The organism is Micromonospora sp. bgisy143 (genome assembly GCF_057708145.1).
In genome coordinates this window covers 328,378-346,857 of the sequence record NZ_JBYIRN010000003.1, presented here as the reverse complement: position 1 = coordinate 346,857, position 18,480 = coordinate 328,378, and the positions used below count along the sequence as shown (strand labels likewise).

At 69.8% G+C, this 18,480-nt stretch carries 17 protein-coding genes; 12 read left to right on the top strand and 5 right to left on the bottom strand.

All coding sequences use genetic code 11. From position 1 onward, the window contains the following. Positions 1–57: 57 nt before the first annotated feature. Both AC3EN4_RS07125 and AC3EN4_RS07120 read left to right on the top strand, forming a co-directional pair. A complete protein-coding gene (locus tag AC3EN4_RS07125) occupies positions 58–1,050 on the top strand; it encodes an AEC family transporter (protein WP_435205125.1) in 993 nt (330 codons plus the stop codon). Between the two features lie 234 nt (positions 1,051–1,284). Beyond that, positions 1,285–1,773 carry a hypothetical protein gene (locus AC3EN4_RS07120; RefSeq protein WP_435205124.1) on the top strand — a complete coding sequence of 163 codons (489 nt, stop codon included), beginning with the start codon at positions 1,285–1,287 and terminating at the stop codon, positions 1,771–1,773. A gap of 177 nt (positions 1,774–1,950) precedes the next feature. On the opposite strand, the gene AC3EN4_RS07115 is transcribed toward AC3EN4_RS07120, so the two are convergent. Next, complete coding sequence (locus AC3EN4_RS07115; protein WP_435205123.1) at positions 1,951–3,222, bottom strand: CehA/McbA family metallohydrolase; 1,272 nt, start codon at positions 3,220–3,222, stop codon at positions 1,951–1,953. A gap of 204 nt (positions 3,223–3,426) precedes the next feature. Here AC3EN4_RS07115 and AC3EN4_RS07110 point away from each other — a divergent pair, with 204 nt between their 5' ends. Further along, the gene (locus AC3EN4_RS07110) at positions 3,427–4,434 is read left to right on the top strand and encodes an RNA polymerase subunit sigma-70 (protein ID WP_435205122.1); all 1,008 of its coding nucleotides are present in this window, start codon (positions 3,427–3,429) and stop codon (positions 4,432–4,434) included. Between the two features lie 190 nt (positions 4,435–4,624). Here AC3EN4_RS07110 and AC3EN4_RS07105 read toward each other — a convergent pair whose 3' ends face one another. Together AC3EN4_RS07105 and AC3EN4_RS07100 are read right to left on the bottom strand one after the other, a co-directional pair. Continuing rightward, positions 4,625–5,209, bottom strand: coding sequence for a dihydrofolate reductase family protein (locus AC3EN4_RS07105; protein WP_435205121.1), 585 nt, complete (start codon positions 5,207–5,209; stop codon positions 4,625–4,627). 82 nt (positions 5,210–5,291) lie between these two features. After that, positions 5,292–5,519 carry a hypothetical protein gene (locus AC3EN4_RS07100; RefSeq protein WP_422735621.1) on the bottom strand — a complete coding sequence of 76 codons (228 nt, stop codon included), beginning with the start codon at positions 5,517–5,519 and terminating at the stop codon, positions 5,292–5,294. Positions 5,520–5,956: 437 nt separating this feature from the next. On the opposite strand from AC3EN4_RS07100, the gene AC3EN4_RS07095 reads away from it, so the two are divergent. The 5 genes from AC3EN4_RS07095 to AC3EN4_RS07075 all read left to right on the top strand — a co-directional run bounded on the left by AC3EN4_RS07095 (position 5,957) and on the right by AC3EN4_RS07075 (position 11,094). After that, positions 5,957–7,225 carry an MFS transporter gene (locus tag AC3EN4_RS07095; RefSeq protein ID WP_435205120.1) on the top strand — a complete coding sequence of 423 codons (1,269 nt, stop codon included), beginning with the start codon at positions 5,957–5,959 and terminating at the stop codon, positions 7,223–7,225. Positions 7,226–7,405: 180 nt separating this feature from the next. Beyond that, positions 7,406–8,593, top strand: a complete 1,188-nt coding sequence (locus tag AC3EN4_RS07090; RefSeq protein WP_435205119.1) for an MFS transporter — start codon at positions 7,406–7,408, stop codon at positions 8,591–8,593. 43 nt (positions 8,594–8,636) lie between these two features. Continuing rightward, positions 8,637–9,194 carry a hypothetical protein gene (locus tag AC3EN4_RS07085; RefSeq protein ID WP_435205118.1) on the top strand — a complete coding sequence of 186 codons (558 nt, stop codon included), beginning with the start codon at positions 8,637–8,639 and terminating at the stop codon, positions 9,192–9,194. Positions 9,195–9,299: 105 nt separating this feature from the next. Continuing rightward, a complete protein-coding gene (gene nhaA, locus AC3EN4_RS07080; protein WP_435205117.1) occupies positions 9,300–10,586 on the top strand; it encodes a Na+/H+ antiporter NhaA in 1,287 nt (428 codons plus the stop codon). Positions 10,587–10,647: 61 nt separating this feature from the next. After that, the gene (locus AC3EN4_RS07075; RefSeq protein ID WP_435205116.1) at positions 10,648–11,094 is read left to right on the top strand and encodes a CBS domain-containing protein; all 447 of its coding nucleotides are present in this window, start codon (positions 10,648–10,650) and stop codon (positions 11,092–11,094) included. A gap of 3 nt (positions 11,095–11,097) precedes the next feature. Here AC3EN4_RS07075 and AC3EN4_RS07070 read toward each other — a convergent pair whose 3' ends face one another. Both AC3EN4_RS07070 and AC3EN4_RS07065 read right to left on the bottom strand, forming a co-directional pair. Next, positions 11,098–12,387 (bottom strand): ArsB/NhaD family transporter, encoded by a 1,290-nt coding sequence (locus AC3EN4_RS07070; protein WP_435205115.1) that lies wholly within the window; start codon positions 12,385–12,387, stop codon positions 11,098–11,100. Between the two features lie 200 nt (positions 12,388–12,587). After that, positions 12,588–13,883 carry a cation:proton antiporter gene (locus AC3EN4_RS07065; protein ID WP_435205114.1) on the bottom strand — a complete coding sequence of 432 codons (1,296 nt, stop codon included), beginning with the start codon at positions 13,881–13,883 and terminating at the stop codon, positions 12,588–12,590. Positions 13,884–14,120: 237 nt separating this feature from the next. Here AC3EN4_RS07065 and AC3EN4_RS07060 point away from each other — a divergent pair, with 237 nt between their 5' ends. The 4 genes from AC3EN4_RS07060 (at position 14,121) to AC3EN4_RS07045 (ending at position 18,084) form a co-directional block, all read left to right on the top strand. Beyond that, positions 14,121–15,014 (top strand): ABC transporter ATP-binding protein, encoded by an 894-nt coding sequence (locus tag AC3EN4_RS07060; RefSeq protein ID WP_435205113.1) that lies wholly within the window; start codon positions 14,121–14,123, stop codon positions 15,012–15,014. Between the two features lie 131 nt (positions 15,015–15,145). Then, entirely contained in the window at positions 15,146–16,648 is a 1,503-nt protein-coding gene (locus AC3EN4_RS07055; RefSeq protein WP_435205112.1) for a hypothetical protein, read from the top strand. 72 nt (positions 16,649–16,720) lie between these two features. Then, a complete protein-coding gene (locus tag AC3EN4_RS07050) occupies positions 16,721–17,428 on the top strand; it encodes an SDR family oxidoreductase (RefSeq protein ID WP_435205111.1) in 708 nt (235 codons plus the stop codon). Positions 17,429–17,535: 107 nt separating this feature from the next. Beyond that, positions 17,536–18,084, top strand: a complete 549-nt coding sequence (locus AC3EN4_RS07045; RefSeq protein WP_435205110.1) for a DM13 domain-containing protein — start codon at positions 17,536–17,538, stop codon at positions 18,082–18,084. The last annotated feature ends 396 nt before the right edge of the window (positions 18,085–18,480 follow it).

Here is an 18,480-nt window from a genome sequence, read left to right as displayed (position 1 = left end):
CGCCGCACTTTCCGGCGGGCCGCGCCGCAGCCCTCGGGTACGCCCGCGAAGCCGCGGATGAGCCGGCTGCCTGCCCGGACCGGGCGGATGCGAGGCTGGACGCGTGACGCACCGATCGACCCCCGGATGAGCCTGGCGTCGGCGTTCGTACCGATCTGGATCCTCACCGTGGTCGGCTACGTGGCCTGCCGCCGGGGCCTGCTGGGCGAGGCGGTGGCAGCGGTGCTCGGCCGGTTCGTGTTCCATCTGGCGATGCCGGCCGCCCTGTTCCTGGCGCTGTCCCGAATGCCGCTGTCCGGGTTCGCCGGCCGCGCGCTGCTCGCCTTCGGGGTGAGCACCGCCGCGGTCATCGGGTTCGGTTGGGTCGGCGCGAGCCGGCTGTTCGGTCGCCGGCCCGACGAACGGCCGATCTGGGGCATGGCCGCCGGGTACGTGAACTCGGCGAACCTCGGCATCCCGATCGCCACGCAGGTGCTCGGCGACGTGTCGTTCCTGGCGGCGGTGGTGCTGCTACAGGTGCTGGTGGTGACGCCGGTGATCCTGATCGCCCTGGACCGGCACACCGACCCGGCGGGGCGGGTACGGATCCGCCGCATCGCCTCCCTGCCGGTACGCAACCCGGTGATCCTGGCGTCGCTGCTCGGTGTGGCGTGCTCGGCGGCCAGCCTCCGGCTGCCGTCGACGGTCGAGGTGTCGCTCACCCTGCTGGCGGGTGCCGCGGTGCCGGCCGCCCTGGTCGCGCTCGGTGCGTCGCTGCACCGCACGACGCCGTCGCGGGCAGAGCCGACCGGGCCGGCCGAACTGGTCGTGATCACCGTGCTGAAGCTCGTCGCACAGCCGGTCATCGCGTACGCGGCCGGGCTGGCCCTGCGCCTGCCCGCGCCGCAGTTGCTCGCCGTGGTGGTGTGCGCGGGCCTGCCGACGGCGCAGAACACGTTCATCTTCGGTCAGGAGTACGGCGTCGGCGAGACGGTGGCCAACCGGGCGGTACTGGTGACCACGACGCTGTCGCTGGTCACCCTGGCCGCGGTGGCGGCGCTGCTCGGATAGGCCCGTCACGTCAGATCGACGAGCTGCTGGGGCGCGGCCGCTCCACCAGCGACCTCTGGCTCCGCACCTGCCTGCTGGCGCCGGTGAAGTCGCGGTTCGCCGCCACCGGTCCCGCCTCGCACCCAGTTGCAGGTCTGGGGATCGGTGCTCGTCGGCCCCGAAAACCGGTCCCACCCGTTCGACCACCGCTGGTAGCGTGCGCCGAACATTGAAGATCACGGGGGAAACATCGAAATGAACCGAAATCGACTCATCCTGATCGGCTTGGCCGTCACGGCGGCGATCGCAGTGTCCGGCTGCGATCCGCAGCCCGAATCCGCGGACACCGCGACCTCGCCGTCCCCGGCGGCCTCGAGCGCCGCGCCGACCGGCGGCACGGCCAGCGCGACGACCAGCACCGCGGCCAACGACGCGGTCACGGTGAAGGCCTGCGCCGACATCAGGAAGGACATCAAGGACAACGCGGCGAAGATCACCAAGGCTGAGAAGATCGGCCCGCCAGCCGGGCACTTCGCGGTCAGTGCCCAGTGGGCCGCCGGCTCTGTCGCGATCCTGGCGCACTCGATCGGCGCCAACGAGGCGGTCACCGCCGCCTCCGAGAAGATCCAGGACGAGATGATGGCTCTGAGCGACGCGTACAACAAGTCGGCCGACGCCAAGCCCAGCAAGAAGGCCCTGGACGCCGCCGTCAAGGAGCTGGACGCGGCCTGCTCGGCCAGCTGACCGAATCGACCACGCAATCGGCGGCGACCCTCATCCGGACGGTCGCCGCCGATTCGCGTGTCGGCCGTGCCCAGACGCCGCCAGCGAGCAGAACTCCGAGGAGCGGACGACGCGCATAACGCCGCGGGCACAGCCGACGGTGACTGCCCCGGCCGTGCCCGCACCGGCGCGGCCGGATCAGGGGCGAAGCCACCAGGGGCTGGTGTAGGCCACCGCGAAGTCGTTACACGGGTGACCGGCCGGGCCGGGGGTGCCGTTGGGCAGGGACGGATCGGAGATCCGCAGCACCACCCAGTCACCGTCGCTCACGTCGAGCGGAACGGTGAAGTCGGTGACCTGACCGTTGACGGTGTCGATGACGTCGACGACGGTCGGCGCCGAGGTGCCGGGACGCAGCACCTGGATCCGCAACGGCTTGCCGTCCCAGGCCGAGCCGCGGTCAAGGTCCAGCAGGAACCGGACGTCGCCGGCGGTCACGTTCAGCACCCCACCCATGCGTACGCCGTTGGCGGTGGCGTCCACCCGAAGGCCCGAGACGCGGGTGGCGAAGGACCGGCGGGCGGCCATCGCCTCGAACACGGCGGCGCGGGTGTTCTCCGCGACCCACAGGCCGCTGCGGCCCTTACCCTCGTGAAAGCCCCAGGTGGTGCCGTGCTCGTCGGTGACGCCGGTCAGCGCCGGCCGCCAACCCGCGTTCAGGCACGCCACCAGCGGTGACGTCACACCCGACGACCACCCTTCGAAGAGGAAGTCGTCGGTCCGGTTGAACATCTCCAGGCCCACGAGCTGATCCCGGGCCGAGGAGTTGAAGGAGAAGTTGTCGAACCGGCCCGCCTCCCGACCTGGGTGGTTGAAGCTCGCCAGTCCACCGGGCCGGCCGGTGAGCCAGTTGTACAGGCTGCCGGGGCTGCTGGCCCGCAGCAGGTCGGCGAAGTCGGAGGTGTTCCAGACGTTGATGTGCCCCTGCAGAGGATGCGACCACTCGAACCCGCGGATGGCGGTGAACCGCCCCGGATCGTTGGCCGCGTTGGCCAGGTCACCAGTGGTCCGCCACTCCGACGAGCTCAGCCCGTCGATGGCGAAGAGCGTGGCGTGGTCGGTCAGCGCGGCGACGTCCAGACCGGCCTCACGCATCGAGGCGAACGCCGCTTCGGCGCTGCCGTCACCGTCCGACATGACCGTGTGGTTGTGCATGTCGGCGTGGACCAACATCGTGCCCTGGGTGATCCGGGATGAACGGCCGGCACCGACCGCCGCGGTCGGGGCGCCGGCCCTCGTCGTGTTGGCTGCCCGGGCCGCGGCCGGCAGCGCGGCCAGCATCAGTGTCCCGCCGGCACCGGCCAGCAGCGTCCGCCGGGCGAAGCCGGTGGGGACCGCAACCTGACCGTACGGCACCTCGTCGTCGGATCCGTGGTCGTGGTGGCAGTGGTGCGGGTGATGTCCAGTCATGGATACATGGACACCGATGGACCTGACGGGGACGTCACGCCGAGCCGTCAGTCGGACGAACAGTGTTCGAAGGTCGCCGAACCGATACCGGTGACAGCCGCCGCCGTGACCGACGGGACGGTGTCAGTGGATGACCGATCAGAAACCGTCCGCTCCGTCGTCAGTTCTGGTGGCCCTCCTGCCCGAATGGAAGGATTCATGACCATGACCGACGCTCGACCACGGGGCGACGACGAGGCCACGTTCATCGCGGCGGTCCGCTCCCGGGACACGGCGCGCTTCGCACAGCTGACCGAGCGGCACCGCCGGGAGTTGCAGGTGCACTGCTACCGGATGCTCGCGAACTACGAGGACGCCCAGGACCTGACGCAGGAGACGTTCCTGCGAGCGTGGCACAAGCGAGAGTCGTTCCGCGGCCACGCGGCCCTGCGGACCTGGCTGTACCGGATCGCGACAAACGCCTGCCTCGACTTCCTGGAGAAGCGCGACGACCGCACGCCCGTGACTGCCGAACTGCCGGACGAGGGCTCGGAGGTGCGCCACCTGCAGCCCTACCCGGACCAGATGCTCCCTCCGGACCCACAGGAAGCGGTGGTGGCGCGGGAGACGATCGAACTGGCCTTCATCGTCGCCGTCCAGCACCTGCCGCCGCGGCAACGGGCGGTGCTCATCCTGCGCGACGTTCTCGGCTGGCCGGCGTCGAAGGCCGCCGACACTCTCGAGTTGACCGTCGCATCGGTGACCAGCGCGCTGCAGCGGGCACGCGTGACGATGCGGGAGAAGCTGCCCGACCGCCGCCTCGACTGGCGGAGCCCCGCCACGCACGAACTGTCGAAGGACGAGCGCGCCGTGGTGAAGTCGTACATCGATGCTCATGAGCGCAATGACCTCGACGGTCTGACCGCTCTGCTGCGTGACGATCTGCGCTTCGCGATGCTTCCGACGCCGGGCACCCTGGTCGTCACCGCCAAGGAGGCGGTCGACGGCTGGGTCTCCAACGGGCTCTTCCAACGCGGCTACGACGACTGGCGCTGTATCACCACGACGGTCAACCGCATGCCGGCGGCCGTGCTGTACCGCCGGACTCCCGACGACCCGAGGTACCGACTCTTCAACATCGCGGTCCTGCACATCGTCGACGGGAAGATCGCCGAGCTCACCGGTTTCGACGCCACCGACAAACCATGGCTGGACCTGCCCCCGACGCTCTGAACACGGCCACCCGTCGGTGATCCACACGAGGTCGCCGAACTCGGGGTATCCGGGGCCGGTTGATACCGCCGGGTCGGCCATGTCGAGTCGATCACGCCGATCCGACCACCCCGCCGGCGTTGCCGGCGGGGCAGCGAGCACGTCGGCAGGCGGTCGACCTGGTCGTACGAGCTGAGCACTCGGCTCGTGTCTAACGTCGCGTCTCGTATCGGGTCAGCACGACGCCGCCGGGAAAGGTTCGCGTCTCCACGAGGTTCAGGTTCACCCAGCTGTCCAGCTCGGTGAAGAACGGTGTGCCGCCGCCCACCAGGACCGGATGGGTGACCAGGAGGTACTCGTCCACCAGCCCGGCCCGCATCGCCGCCGCGGCAAGCGTCGCGCCGGTGATGTCCATCGGGCCGCCGTCCTCGGCCTTGAGCCGCTTGATCTCGGTGACCGCGTCGCCGGCGACCAGGCGGGTGTTCCAGTCGACCGTGCTGATCGTCGAGGAGAACACCACCTTCGGCATGTCCCGCCAACGGCCGGCGAACTCGATCTCCGCCGCCGTGGCGCCGGGCTGCTGGTCAGCGGTCGGCCAGTGGGAGCTCATCGTCTCCCACAGCTTGCGCCCGTACAGCGCCAGGCCAGTCGCCCCCACCCGGTCGGACCACCACTGGAACAGCTCGCCGCTCGACGACGAGTCCGGTCCCTCACCCCCACTCCAGCCGAGGTCATCGCCGGGCGCGGCGATGTAGCCGTCCACCGTCACATTCATCCCGAAGGTCAATTTCCGCATGCTGCCAGCCTCCCGTGGGTTGATCTCACAGGTACAGACGGACGCGGCGCGCAAACCTCATCGGTCGAAGCGCCGCATTCCTTCATCTGCCCCGCCGGCGGACGATCAGCGCCAGGACGCCGAACGCGGCCGCCGTGATGGTGCCGACGGCGGCGATGCCCGACGTGGCGGTCGCGTCTGCCTCACCCCAGCTCGCGAGTACCGTCAGCAGCACCACGGTCAGGAGTCCACTGCCGGCGGTGAGCCAGATCCAGCGCGCCATGACGCCCTCCCGGCCGCCCTCGTTGCCCGTGTGGTCCGGGAGATTCATCGCAGTCCCCTTGTCCGCGCTTCGCCAGTCGGTCGTCCTGACCGGGCGCTTGCCGCCACCTACCCTGCTAAGTAGACAGTCAGCGATGAGAATATGCGAATGGGAGAGCGCCGATGAGATTCCCATGCTCATACCGACAATACGGTCATGTTGATGAGAATCGGACTTGGCCTGGCCTCGATCATGATCTAGCGTGACGCCGTGCCGGGCAGGTGAGCAGCGACGGAACAGCCAGCTCCACTCGCGGACGCTCCCGGCCCGAAGGTGGCGTGGCATCGTCCCGGAACCCACGGAACAGCGTCGGATGAGCACGCCCGGAGACGCCGGCACGGGTACCCAACTCGTTCGAGGTGACTCTCATCGGTGCGCTACGGCCATGGGTCGGAAGCGCGGCGCGGGGGTAGGTCATCGTGGATGACGCGGCGGGAGGAGCGACGGTGACCCAGGAGGAGACGACGCTCGTCGATGTCAGCGCGCGCCGACCCGACGCCGGCGGCGAGCGGGGAAACCTGGTCCGATACTCGGTGCTCGCCTCGCTCGCCCGACTGGCCGACGAGGGTGCCCGCGTAGGGCTGGTTCTGCTCGCCGTCGAGACCACACAGAGCGCCGGGTTCGGCGGTCTGCTGGTCGCTTCGATCATGCTTCCGCACGTGGTCGCAGCGCCGCTGGTCGGCGCGGTGGCCGACGCCACGTCCCGGCGCAAGCTGTTCTACAGCGGAGCCCTTCTGGTGTACGCCGCCGCGCTCGCGCTGACCGCGGTGGCCACCGGTTCACTCCCCCGCTGGGTGGCCGTTGCCGCCGCACTGGCTGCCGGCTGCGTCGGCCCGCTGCTCAGCGGCGGGCTCACCAGCCTGCTCAACGAGCTCGTCCCCGGGCGCCTGCGCAGCGCGTACGGTATCGACTCGACCCTGTACGGTCTGGCCGGCATCGTCGGACCATCGGCCGCAGCCCTGCTGGCCGGCGCGTTCGGCGGCCGGATCGCGGTCTACTGCCTCGCCGGCTCGGCCGCCACCGCCTCGTTGCTGCTGTGGTCGCTGCCGTTGGCCCGACGCGACCGCTCGGAGAGGAATCGTCTGCGCGCGGCCAACGTCCTCGGCGCCGCCAAGGTCATCATCGACCGGCCGGCCCTCGGCTCGGTCACGCTCGGCAGCTGCCTCGGGCAGTTGGGTGCCGGTGCGCTGCCGGTGACCGCCACGCTGATGGCGCAACGGGCCCACAGCACCTCGCTGACCGGCGTCATCCTGTCTCTCATCGCCCTGGGCGCGCTGGCCGGCTCGCTGCTGTACGTGTATTTCCCGATGCGCTCGTGGTCACCCGAGAACGCCATCCTCGTCTGCCTGCTGGCAACTGCCGTCCCCTTCGCCGCAGCCGCCGTCTTCCACGACACCCCTGCGGTCTACCTGCCAGCCTTCGCGATCAGCGGCCTGGTCAACGGCCTGATGTTCTGTTCCCTGTTGGTGGTACGTGGCCGCGAGGCGCCGCCCGAGCTGCACACCCAGGTGTTCACCGTCGGCGCCGGACTGAAAAGCGCGTCCGGCGCCATCGGTTCCGCAGTGGCCGGCGGGGTGGCCGGCGGCGGCGTGGCCGCCCTGCTGGCCGGGGTGAGCCTCTGCCACGCGCTCGGCGGGCTCCTCGGTGCTGCGGTACTCCGCGCGCCACGGCGGAGACGGCTACTCGACACGACGCGCTGCGGATCGGCTCGGTAGACCTGGGCGACCGGCCGTCGTCCCGCCTCGCCGGGCGGTCGCCGCAGTCGTGGTCGACGAGCCCGACCGGCGCGTACGCGACCCGTCTGCGGAAGCTGGACGCGGTACATCTGGCGAAGGAGTGATCCCATCAGTCAACCGACGACCGAGGTCGATCCCACGACTGACCGGCGGACCGCGGTGGCGGCGCTGCTCGCGCTCGCCGTGGGCGCGTTCTGCTACGTCGCGATGGAGACGATGCCCGTCGGCCTTCTCCCCCTGATCTCGGAGGATCTCGGGGTGTCGCTCGCCGACGCCGGGATGCTGGTCACCGGCTACGGGTTGACGGTCGCCATCGTCTCCGTGCCGCTGGCGTACGTCACTCGCCGGGTACAGCGACGGCTGCTGATTTCCGTGCTGCTGGGTGTCTTCGTGGTGGCGACCCTGCTGTCGGCGGTAGCGGTGGACTACCTGATGTTGCTGGCGGCGCGGGTCGTCGTGGCGCTCAGTCAATCGGTGTTCTGGGCGGTGGTCGGGCCGGCAGCGGCCAGCCTCTTCCCGCAGCGGGTACGCGGCCGGGCCATGTCGACGGTCTTCGGCGGCTCGGCACTCGCACCGATGCTCGGCGTATCGGCAGGGACCTGGCTGGGCCAGCAGACCGGTTGGCGGTGGGCCTTCGTGGCGCTGGCTGGTTTCGGCCTGCTCGCGCTCGGGCTGGTCGTCCTCCTGATGCCAACCACACCGGTCGGAGCCACACACGCCGCGACCGGCACCGCGCCGAGCGTCCCGCGCTATTGGATCTTGGTCGCGACCACCATCCTCTCCATCACCGGGCTGTTCACCGCGTTCACCTACACCGCCCCATTCCTCACCGACGTGAGCGGCTTTCCCGCGGCGGCGATCGGCCCCCTCCTGCTGCTGCGGGGCCTTGTCAACCTCGGTGGAATCGCGGTCGCCGGTGCCGTGGTCGACGGCAGTCAGCGAGGGACCACGGTGGGCTCGCTCATCGTTCTCGTGGTCTCGCTGGTCGGCCTGTACCTGTTCTCCGGCTGGCAACCGGCTGTGGCCGTGATGCTCGCCCTGTCCGGCTTCGCACTCGGCGCGCTGACCCCGGCCCTACAGAACCGGGTGCTGGAGGTGGCCCCGGGCAGTTCGGACCTGGCGTCGGCCGGCAACTCGGCTGCCTTCAACGTCGGTATCGCCGGTGGGGCGCTCCTCGGCGGGGCCGTGCTGTCCGGAACGGGCGTCGCCGGCACCGCACTGGCGGGCGGGCTAATCTCCGCCGCTGCGCTGCTGATCGTACTGGCCGAGCCGCTGATCGCCCGCGACAGCCGGCGGCAGCAGGCCGTCGACGGCTCGGGTAGCGCAACTGTCACCAACGACGCGTGAAGGGGCCTTACGGCGCCCGGTCTTGCACCGCCGATGCCCACCGGTGATCGTGCACGACGACGCGGCCGCCGCGCTCATCGACGACACGTTCGCCGCCGGACACGCTGCGCGATGTGGGCGGGGAACGCCGGTGCGGACAGCCAGAAGATCCCTGCGCGTCTATCGTTGGATCCACGCTCCCGGCCGTCTGAGTGTCGGGTCTGGATGGTCACGAGATGAGCCAAAAGCCGTGAACGTTGCCGACGAAGCGGAGAACCGCAGGGTCGCGCTGATCCGGGAGCTGGCCGCGGGCGGGCTCGGTGTCGTAGCGACCTCGTTCCTCGCCGTGGTGTTGTTCCCCGCCGAGGAGCCCGTCGGGCGTGTGCTGGTGATGGCAACGGCCTGCGGTCTGCTGGCCACGTCGTTGAGGGATTGGCGCGCGGCACTGGTCACGGCGACGATCGCCGAGGGTGTCTTCCTCACTGTGCTCACTGATGGCGCTCCGCCGGCTCCTGCCCCGTTAGGCTTCACCCCGGTCTTCGTGGTGGCGGTGGTGTTGGGCGTGGGTAACCGGCGCCTGCGACTGCTGGCGCGCGGTGACGAGGCCCACCGCCGGCGGTAGTCCTGGCAGTCCGGTCGAGCCCGGAAGTGCCGGTACGATGGGTTCCGGTGCGCCGGGAAGTCTGGTCGGCAGGTGGATCCGACCCGTCTTCCGGAAGCTGGCTGCATGACATCGAACCCCCAGTCGCCCCCTCGCGTCCTCGGCCGCGGATCCTGGACCGAAGCACGTCGCATCGCCGACGTGCTTCGCAAGGAGACGATCGGCGGCGCGCTGCTGCTGACCGGCGCCGTCGTCGCGCTGATCTGGGCGAACTCGCCGTGGGCACATCGCTACGAGGCAATGACGGGGCTTGTCGTCGGCCCCCACGCGCTACACCTTGACCTGTCGCTGGCGACGTGGGCCGCCGACGGGCTGCTGGCGGTCTTCTTCTTCGTCGCCGGTCTCGAACTCAAGCGTGAATTCGTGGCCGGTGACCTGCGTGATCCCCGTCGGGCTGCGGTCCCCGTCGCCGCAGCGGTCGGCGGCGTACTCGTCCCGGCCCTGCTCTACGTGATGCTGAACGCAGGTGGCGCGGTGCAGGGTTGGGCGGTCCCGACCGCCACCGACATCGCGTTCGCTCTCGCCGTGCTGGCAGTGATCGGCCGGCATCTGCCGAGCGCCCTGCGTACCTTCCTGCTGACCTTGGCTGTGGTGGACGACCTGCTGGCGATCGTGATCATCGCAGTCTTCTACACGACCCATCTCTCGGTGCTGCCGCTACTGGCCGCCGCGGTGCCGCTGGGCCTGTTCATGCTGCTGGTGCAGCGTCGGGTGCGTTCGTGGTGGCTGTTGCTGCCGTTGGCGTTCGCAACGTGGGCGCTGGTACACGCCTCCGGCGTGCACGCCACCGTCGCCGGGGTGGTGCTCGCCTTCGCCGTCCCGGTCCTGCGCTCCAGAAGCGCCGGCCCGGGGCCCGGCTTGGCCGAGCACTTCGAGCACCGATTCCGGCCGATCTCCGCCGGCTTCGCGGTGCCGGTCTTCGCGCTGATGTCCGCCGGGGTGGCTGTCGGTGGACTCGCCGGCCTGGCGCAGGCGTTCAGCGACCCCATCGCCGTGGGCATCATGCTCGGCCTGGTCGTCGGCAAGCCGCTGGGCATCCTGCTGGCGACCTGGCTCGTTGCCCGGATCACCCGGGCTGAGCTGGACACCGGACTGGCCTGGATCGACGTGGCCGGACTGGCCGTGCTGTCCGGCATCGGGTTCACCGTCTCGCTGCTGATCGGCGAACTCGCCTTCGGCATCGGTAGCGACGCCGACGGCCGGGTCAAGATCGCCGTGCTGGCGGGTTCCCTGATCGCCGCGGCGCTCGCCACGATCATTCTGCGCATGCGCGATCGCGCGTACCGGCAGATCCTCGAGACCGAGCAGGTCGACCGCGATCATGACAACGTTCCCGACGTCTACCAGCGGTAGACCGGGGCCCGGCGGCGGCGTCCACCAGATCGACGTGGCCGATCGCGCGTATGGTCGGTGCATGCGCGCGAGCGATGTGGCGACCTCGATCGAGACCGTTACCGAGGACATGCCGGCCCGGGAGGCCGCGCGGATCCTGGCGGCGCAGGACCTGCCCGGCCTGATCGTGGTGGATCCCGCGGGCCGGCCGTCGACGGTGTTGGCCGGCACGCAGGTGCTGCGGATGGCGTTGCCGTCCTACTGCCAGGACGATCCGGCGTTGGCTCGGGTGATCGACGAGGCAGCCGCTGACGTGATCCTGGAGGGCATCGGCAACCGCACCGTCGCGGACCTGCTGCCCCGCAACCGTCTGGATCTGCCGGCCGTCAGTGCCGATGCCACCCTGCTCGAGGTGGCATCGGTGATGGCTCGATCGAACGTGCCGCTGGTCGCAGTCGTCGACCGCGACCGGGTGATGACCGGTGCGATCACCCTGGACGGGTTGCTCGACCGGATGCTCGGCACCTGAGCGTCAGAAGAAGCGCAGCCACAGGTACGGCACCGCGATCGCCACCGAGATCACCGTGACGATCAGACCGTACTTGGTGAATCCCCAGAATGTGATCTTGTGGCCAGCACGTTCGGCGATGCCGAGCACCACCACGTTCGCGGACGCGCCCACGGCGGTGGCGTTTCCGCCGAAGTCAGCACCGATGGCGAGCGCCCACCACAGCACCTGGCCCTTGTCGAGCCCGCCTTCGGCGTTCACCAGTTCGCTCACGATGGGGCTCATCGTCGCCACGTACGGAATGTTGTCCACGATTGCCGACAATCCCGCCGACGCCCACAGCAACAACATCGTGGCCGGCCACAGCTTGCCCTCGACAGCTCCGGTCGCCGACCGAGCGATGGTGTCGATCACGCCGGTGGCGACCAGGGCGCCGACCATGATGAACAAGCCGGCGAAGAACACCAGTGTCGGCCACTCGACATCCTTGGCAACGTCCTGCGCGTCCAGCCGGGACAGTGCCAACAGCAGCAGGCCGCCCAGGATGGCCACCACCGACGGTTCCAGGTGCAGCACCGTGTGCAGGCTGAACGCGAGCAGCACCGCGCCCAGCACCACCAGGCTGATCACGACGAGCCGCCGGTCGCGAATCGCATCCGCCTCCCGCAGCGCCATCACCCGGGCGGCGCGCTCGGCGTCGTAGCGGAACGCCTTGCGGAACATGATCCGGCACAGACCGATGAACACGACGATCACGATCAGCACCAGCGGCGCCATCACGTTCAGGAAGTCGGTGAAACTCAACCCCGATCGACTGGCGATGATGATGTTCGGCGGGTCGCCGACCAGGGTGGCCGCGCCACCGATGTTGGACGCGAGGACCTCGGCGATCAGAAACGGGATCGGCGGTACGTCGAGCCGCTCACAGACCAGCAGGGTCACCGGCGCCACCAGCAGGACCGTGGTGACGTTGTCCAGTGCCGCCGACACCGCGGCGGTCACCACGACCAGGATGACCATGATCGGGAACGGACGACCCCGGGCCTTCTTGGCGCTCCAGATGGCCAGGTACTCGAACAGCCCGGTGCGTTTCAGCACGCCGACGATCAACATCATCCCCAGCAGGAGGAAGATGACGTTCCAGTCGATGCCGGCCTCTTCGGAGAAGAACGCGTGCTCGGCGTCGGTCGCGCCGACCGCCAGCATGATCGACGCACCGCCCAGGGCCACCGTCACCCGGTTGATCTTCTCGGTGGCGATCAGGACGTAGGCGGCGACGAATACGACCACCGCGATCCAGGCCAGGGTGCTCATGAGGCGTCTCTCCTGTTCTGGTCAGCCGTCGTCGCAACGCCGACCAGGCTTCCCGGCACACCCGAGATCAACCTATCAGCTTGGCAGGTGGACAACCGGGATGCAGGCCCTGGGCGAGGGGCCCGACCGGTCGATGAGCTGGCCGAGGCCAGCAGGGCTCGGGGACAAGCGTCGGTTGTCGCGGGGCCTCGTCGGCGGCGTCACCCCGTGTGCGTCTGCCCGTCCACGGGCTCGTCGTCGACCTTGGACGCGGCAGAAGTCGCAGGCTCGCCGGCCGACCGACTCGGAACCGCTGCCCGTCGACGGACCCGACGCAGGGCGTTGTGCCAGTTGGGCGTGTCGGCGGTGTCATCGAAGGCCCGTGCGATCACGACGTCGGTCGAGGAGTGCGCCAGGATCGAGATGACGATCGTCAACGCGACCAGGTGGAAGATCTCGTCTGCCGCGCCGATGCCAGACTCGATCACCAACAGTCCGTACACGACCGACGCGAAGCCCTTGGGCCCGAACCACATCGCCGCCGCCTGCTCCCGCAGGCTCAGCCCAGAGCGCAGGAACGAGATCCACAGCGCGATCGGCCGGGCGACCACGATGGCCAGGACGGCGAAGACCCAACCGGCCAGGGAGATGTCGCCGAGGAAGTCGACCGAGATCAGGGCCCCGAAGACCAGCAGCGCCCCCAGCTTGAGCAGTTCGGCGACATTCTCCCCGAAGTGCTCGAACGCGGCGCGCTCCCGAGGCCCGAAGGTCGCCACGGTGATGCCGGCGGCGAACGCGGCGAGGAACAGGTTGCCGTGCGTGGCCTTGCCGAGCGCCAGCACCAACAGCCCGATCGCGACTCCGTTCAGCGGCGCGTACGCCGCCGAGGCGGCGAAGAAACGGGTTCGCTCCAGGGCGAGCGCCGCCAGCGGCACCAGCACCCCGATCGCCAGGCCGACGGCCAGTTCAGTGGTCAACTCGCCGAGGTGCAGGTCGTCGGAGCCGGCCGCGACCGCGAGCAATATCACCACGAAGGGCAACGCGAGCCCGTCGTTGACCCCGGACTCGACATTGAGCAGATGCCGCAACCGTGCGGGCACCTTGTCGTTGCCGACCAAGGCCGCCGCGAAGACCGGATCCGTGGGCGCCAGGATCGCCCCTACCAGGAGGGCCTCCGCCCAGCCCAACCCGGCCACGTAGTGCGCCAGCGCCGCCGTCACCAGCAACGTCAGGGGCAGGCCCCAGCCCAACGCCCTGCCCGGGAGTTTCCACGCGCTGCGCAGGTCGGCCCAGCCCACGCGCATCCCGTCGGTGAACAGCACTGCGAACAGGGCCAGCTCGGCCAGTTGCGCCACGATCGGCGAGTCGGCCCGTAGGTCCAACACGCCGGTGGTGCCGTCACCGAGGACAAACCCGGCGACCAGGAACAACGCCGCGGTGGACAGGATCGTCCGGTGCGCGAGCGCCGACACGAGCACGGCGGCGAGCAGGACAGCCGCGAAGCAGAGGAGCAGCACGGAAACCTCCGGGGGGCAGGGTTCGACACGGTGCCGACCAGACTTCCCGGCGCTCCAGAGATCTCGCAGATCATAACGGCCCGCCGAGCGCGCCGCTCCTGCCATGGGGAGCCACCCGTGCCGCACCGCGCATGCGGGGCTCCCTGCGCGTGCGGGCGGGGAGTACGGTGAGCCACAGGTGTGCCGGGAAGTCTGGTCGGCGGTCATCGATCCATACCGACCGAAGGGCTTCGGGCTATGACCGATCTCGCGCTGCGCGCTGTCGACCTCACCAAACGGTACGGCCACCTGACCGCTCTCGACACCTTGAACCTGGACGTCATCCCGGGTGAGGTGTTCGGGTTCCTCGGTCCCAACGGCGCCGGCAAGTCGACCACCATCCGCCTCCTGCTCGGCCTCGCCCGACCCACCGCCGGCCGGGCCGAGGTGTTCGGCGTCGACGCCGCCGATGTCGCCCACGCCCACCGACACCTCGCCTACGTGCCGGCCGATGTGGCGTTGTGGCCGCAACTGACCGGCGCCGAAATCCTGCACCTGCAAGCCCGAACCGGTCCCGGCACCGACCTGGCCTACCGCGACGAACTCGTCGACCGCTTCGCTCTCGACCCCTCGAAACCGGCGCGCACCTACTCGACGGGTAACCGGCAGAAAGTCGCCTTGATCGCCGCGTTCGCCACCCGGGCCCGGCTGTTGGTGCTGGACGAGCCGACCAGCGGCCTGGACCCCCTGATGGAACGTGAGTTCCGCACAGCGGTCCGGCAGGCCCGCGACCGCGGGCAGACCGTCTTCCTGAGCTCCCACCAACTCGCCGAGGTCGAAGCCGTCTGCGACCGGGTCGCCATCCTGCGCGCCGGCCGGCTCGCCGAGGTCTCCACGATCAGCGACCTGCGGGATCTGCACCGCGCCGAAGTGACGATCACCTACAGCGGCGTGACCCCTGATCTGAGCCAGATTCCCGGCGTCGAGGCGGTGGAACCAGCCGGCGAGCGACGACTGCGGTTCACCCTCAACGGCGAACCCGGCCCCGTCCTGCGCGCGCTCGCCGCCGCGGAGGTCACCGCCCTGACCATGCGGGAACCGAGTCTGGAGGAGATCTTCCTCGACTACTACGGAGCGGAGGCGGCCCGATGAGCCTTGACACCCGTTCCGCCCCGGCCGAGCGCCAACTGACAGCGGACCCCAGGCCGGGGCGGGCTGTCACGCGGCTGGCCATCCGTCATGTTCGCCGCGGTGGACTCATCGTTGTCGGCCTGGCCGCCGGAATGACCGCGTTGGTCGCCGCCACGTACGGGCAGGTGATGGCCGACCCGGCGGCGGCCGGCAGCCTGCGGGCCCTGGCCGGCAACCCGGCGATCCGGACGCTGTTCGGCGCCCCGGTCGGCCTCGACACCGCTGGCGGATTCACCGTGTGGCGGGTCGGCACCGTCCTCGCGGTCCTGCTCGGCGCCTGGTCGGTCCTCGCGACCACCCGGATCACCCGCGGTGCGGAGGATGCCGGCCGTTGGGACCTGCTGCTGTCCGGTCGTCTTCCGGCACCAGCTGTTCTGCTGCGCCACCTGGGGCCCGTGATGGCCGTCAACGCGGCCGCCGCCACCGCCATCGCGGCCGCACTGCTGCTGTCCGGCACGGGACCGGCAGGCGCCCTCCTGCACGGCGCCGGCACCGGCCTGCTCGGGATGTTCCTCACCGCGGTCGCAGGACTGGCCGCCCAGGTCTTCCCCGCCCGGTCGCCGGCGACCGGCGCAGCCGTGGCGGCGCTGGGCTGCGGCCTGCTGATGCGGATGATCGGCGACGGCGTCACGGCACTCGGCTGGTTGCACTGGCTCTCCCCGTTCGGGCTGCTGTCCCTCAGCGGCCCCTACGTCCACAACCGTGTCCTGCCGCTGCTCCTGCTCGCCGCCGCCACCGCCCTGATCACCGTGCTGGCCCTGAGCGCAGCCCGTCGCCGCGACGTGCACGACGGTCTGATCCCCGCAACACCCGGACGACGCCCGCGAACCCTGTTGCTGGCCAGCGCGGAAGCGTTCGCGGCACGCCGGGTGTTGCGACCGCTGACCGGCTGGCTGATCGGCGTCGGTGCCTATTACCTGCTGATCGGGTTGACCGCGGTGTCGATCACCGAATTCCTGCGCGACAACCCGGCCATGGCCGCCGAGGCCGCCCAGGCCGGCTTCGCAGGGTTGGGCAGCGTCACCGGATTCACCGCGACCCTGTTCGCGATCCTGGCCATGCCCGTCGGTGGCTTCGTCGCCGTCCGGATGACCGCGTTCGTAACCGCCGAGACCGACCGGCGCCTGACCCTGCTCGCGAGTCAACCGATCACCCGGGCCCGGCTGATCGGCACCGAACTGGCCGTCACCGCCGTGGCTGCGGCGATCCTGGCCACCTGCGCCGGTCTGGCGACCTGGCTCGGGGTGACCGCCATCGGCGGCGAACTGGCCGCAGGCGCCGCACTGCGCGGCGCCTGGAACATCCTCCCGCTCGCGCTGCTCAGCCTCGGCGCGGCGGCGTTCGCGGTCGGCTGGACGCCACGCCTGACGATGCTCCTTGGCGGGCTTCCCACCACCGGTGGGTTCCTGCTGCTCGTCATCGCCGAGAGCATCGCCGCACCGGACTGGGTACGCGACATCTCCCCGTTCGCTCACCTGGCGCCCGTACCACTGACCGAGGCCAGCACGACGGCCCCGGCGGTGATGCTGGCCATCGCCACGCTCCTGACCGTGCTCGGCGTCGCCGGCTACCGTCGCCGAGATCTGCGTTCTTGAACCGGGGGACGCGACGTGATTCACCTCGCAGCATTTGCCTCTCACGTCAACGTGAGGTTCTAGCGTGGTGGTATGCGAATCAACGGCTCCACAGCTCTCGTGACCGGCGCCAACCGCGGCCTCGGCAAGGCCTTCGTCGAGGCACTCCTCGCCCGCGGCGCCACCGTCTACGCCACCGCCCGACGCCCGGAGAGCATCGACATCCCCGGTGCGACCGCCCTCCAGCTGGACATCACCGATCCGGCGTCCATCGAGGCCGCGGCGGCCAAGGTCGGCGACCTCGACATCCTCATCAACAACGCGGGCACCTCCACCGATGCCCCGCTGCTCGGACCCTCCACCGAAAACATCCGCAAAGACTTCGACACCAACTTCTGGGGCACCCTCAACGTCACCCGCGCCTTCGCGCCGAGGCTGGCCGGTGGCGCCATCCTCAACGTCATCTCGGCGCTGAGCTGGTACACCTTCTCCCCCGGCAGCAACGGCTACGCCGCCTCGAAGGCTGCGGAGTGGTCTCTGACGAACGGCATCCGACTCGAGTTGGCCGACCAGAAGACCCTGGTCACCGCCCTGGCGCTGGCGATCGCCGACACGGACATGATGGCCGGCATCGACATTCCCAAGCTCCCGCCCCACGAGGTGGTCAGCCAGGCTCTCGACGGGCTGGAGGCGGGCAAGATCGAAGTCATCGCCGACAGGCCCACCGCCAACGTCAAGGCCTCCCTCTCCGGCGACCCCGCCCTGTTCTACGCCGACATCACCGGCAATCTCTTCGCGTGACTCCGCAACCGCGCACGTCTTCGACAGGATCGCCGCTCGTGCGCCGTAAGCAATCGGTAATCCGGCCTCGCCTGGCGACGACGGGTCCCGGTGGTTTGACTTGAACCGTGACTCGCCGTCTTCTCCGCGCTCCCGTCGCCTGGATCGTCGTTGCCGTGCTGGGCATCGGCGTGGCAGGAGCGCTCTACTGGTTCCAGCCGTGGCGGTTGTTCACCGACAGGGTCGTGACGGAGACCCTCTCCACCGTCCCGCAGCCGTCTCGATCCTCATCCGAACCTGCGGACATCCCGGTGGCGCCGGTCGTTCTCGCGGAGGGCACCTTCATCACCCACGAGCACGACACCAGCGGGACGGTCCGGATGGTCCGCAACCCGGACGGCAGTCACCAGCTGGAGATCGACGGGCTGGACACCAGCGACGGTCCTGATCTACGGGTGTGGTTGTCCGATCAGAAGGTTCGCGCAGGCACCGCCGGGTGGCGGGTGTTCGACGACGGCCGGTACGCGGAACTGGGCAAGCTCAAAGGCAACCACGGCGACCAGGTGTACCGGCTGGCTGCCGGGGTCGACCCGGCGCAGTTCCGCAGCGTCAGCATCTGGTGCAAGCGATTCGCCGTCTCGTTCGGCGCTGCGGAACTCGCCGCCGTCCCGTCGTAGCTGACGTCGGTTATCCAGCAGAGCGGCGGATGAGGGCGCCCAGCCAACCGGCGACCGCGAAACGGACCACGCCGAGCATGAGGACCGTGGCGAGGGGCGGCCGCGGGGTCGCCCAGCGAAGGCGCAGGGAGCTCGCATCGTCCGGCACGCGGACAGAGTACGAGGCAGCTCCGGTTACGGCCGTCCGGTGGCAGTGTCAGCGACATGTCCAGCATATAACCGGCCCGGACTGTTGTCAGTCGGGTGAAAAGCCCTGTTGAGCTGCGGTTTCGCGGCTATACCCTCACTCATCGTGATCACCGACGACTGTTGGACGGCACTCCGGCCGGCCTTGGATTCCTCGACGGACGACGGCCAGCTTCGTACCCCCAGGGTCTTCTACATTCACGGCAACCC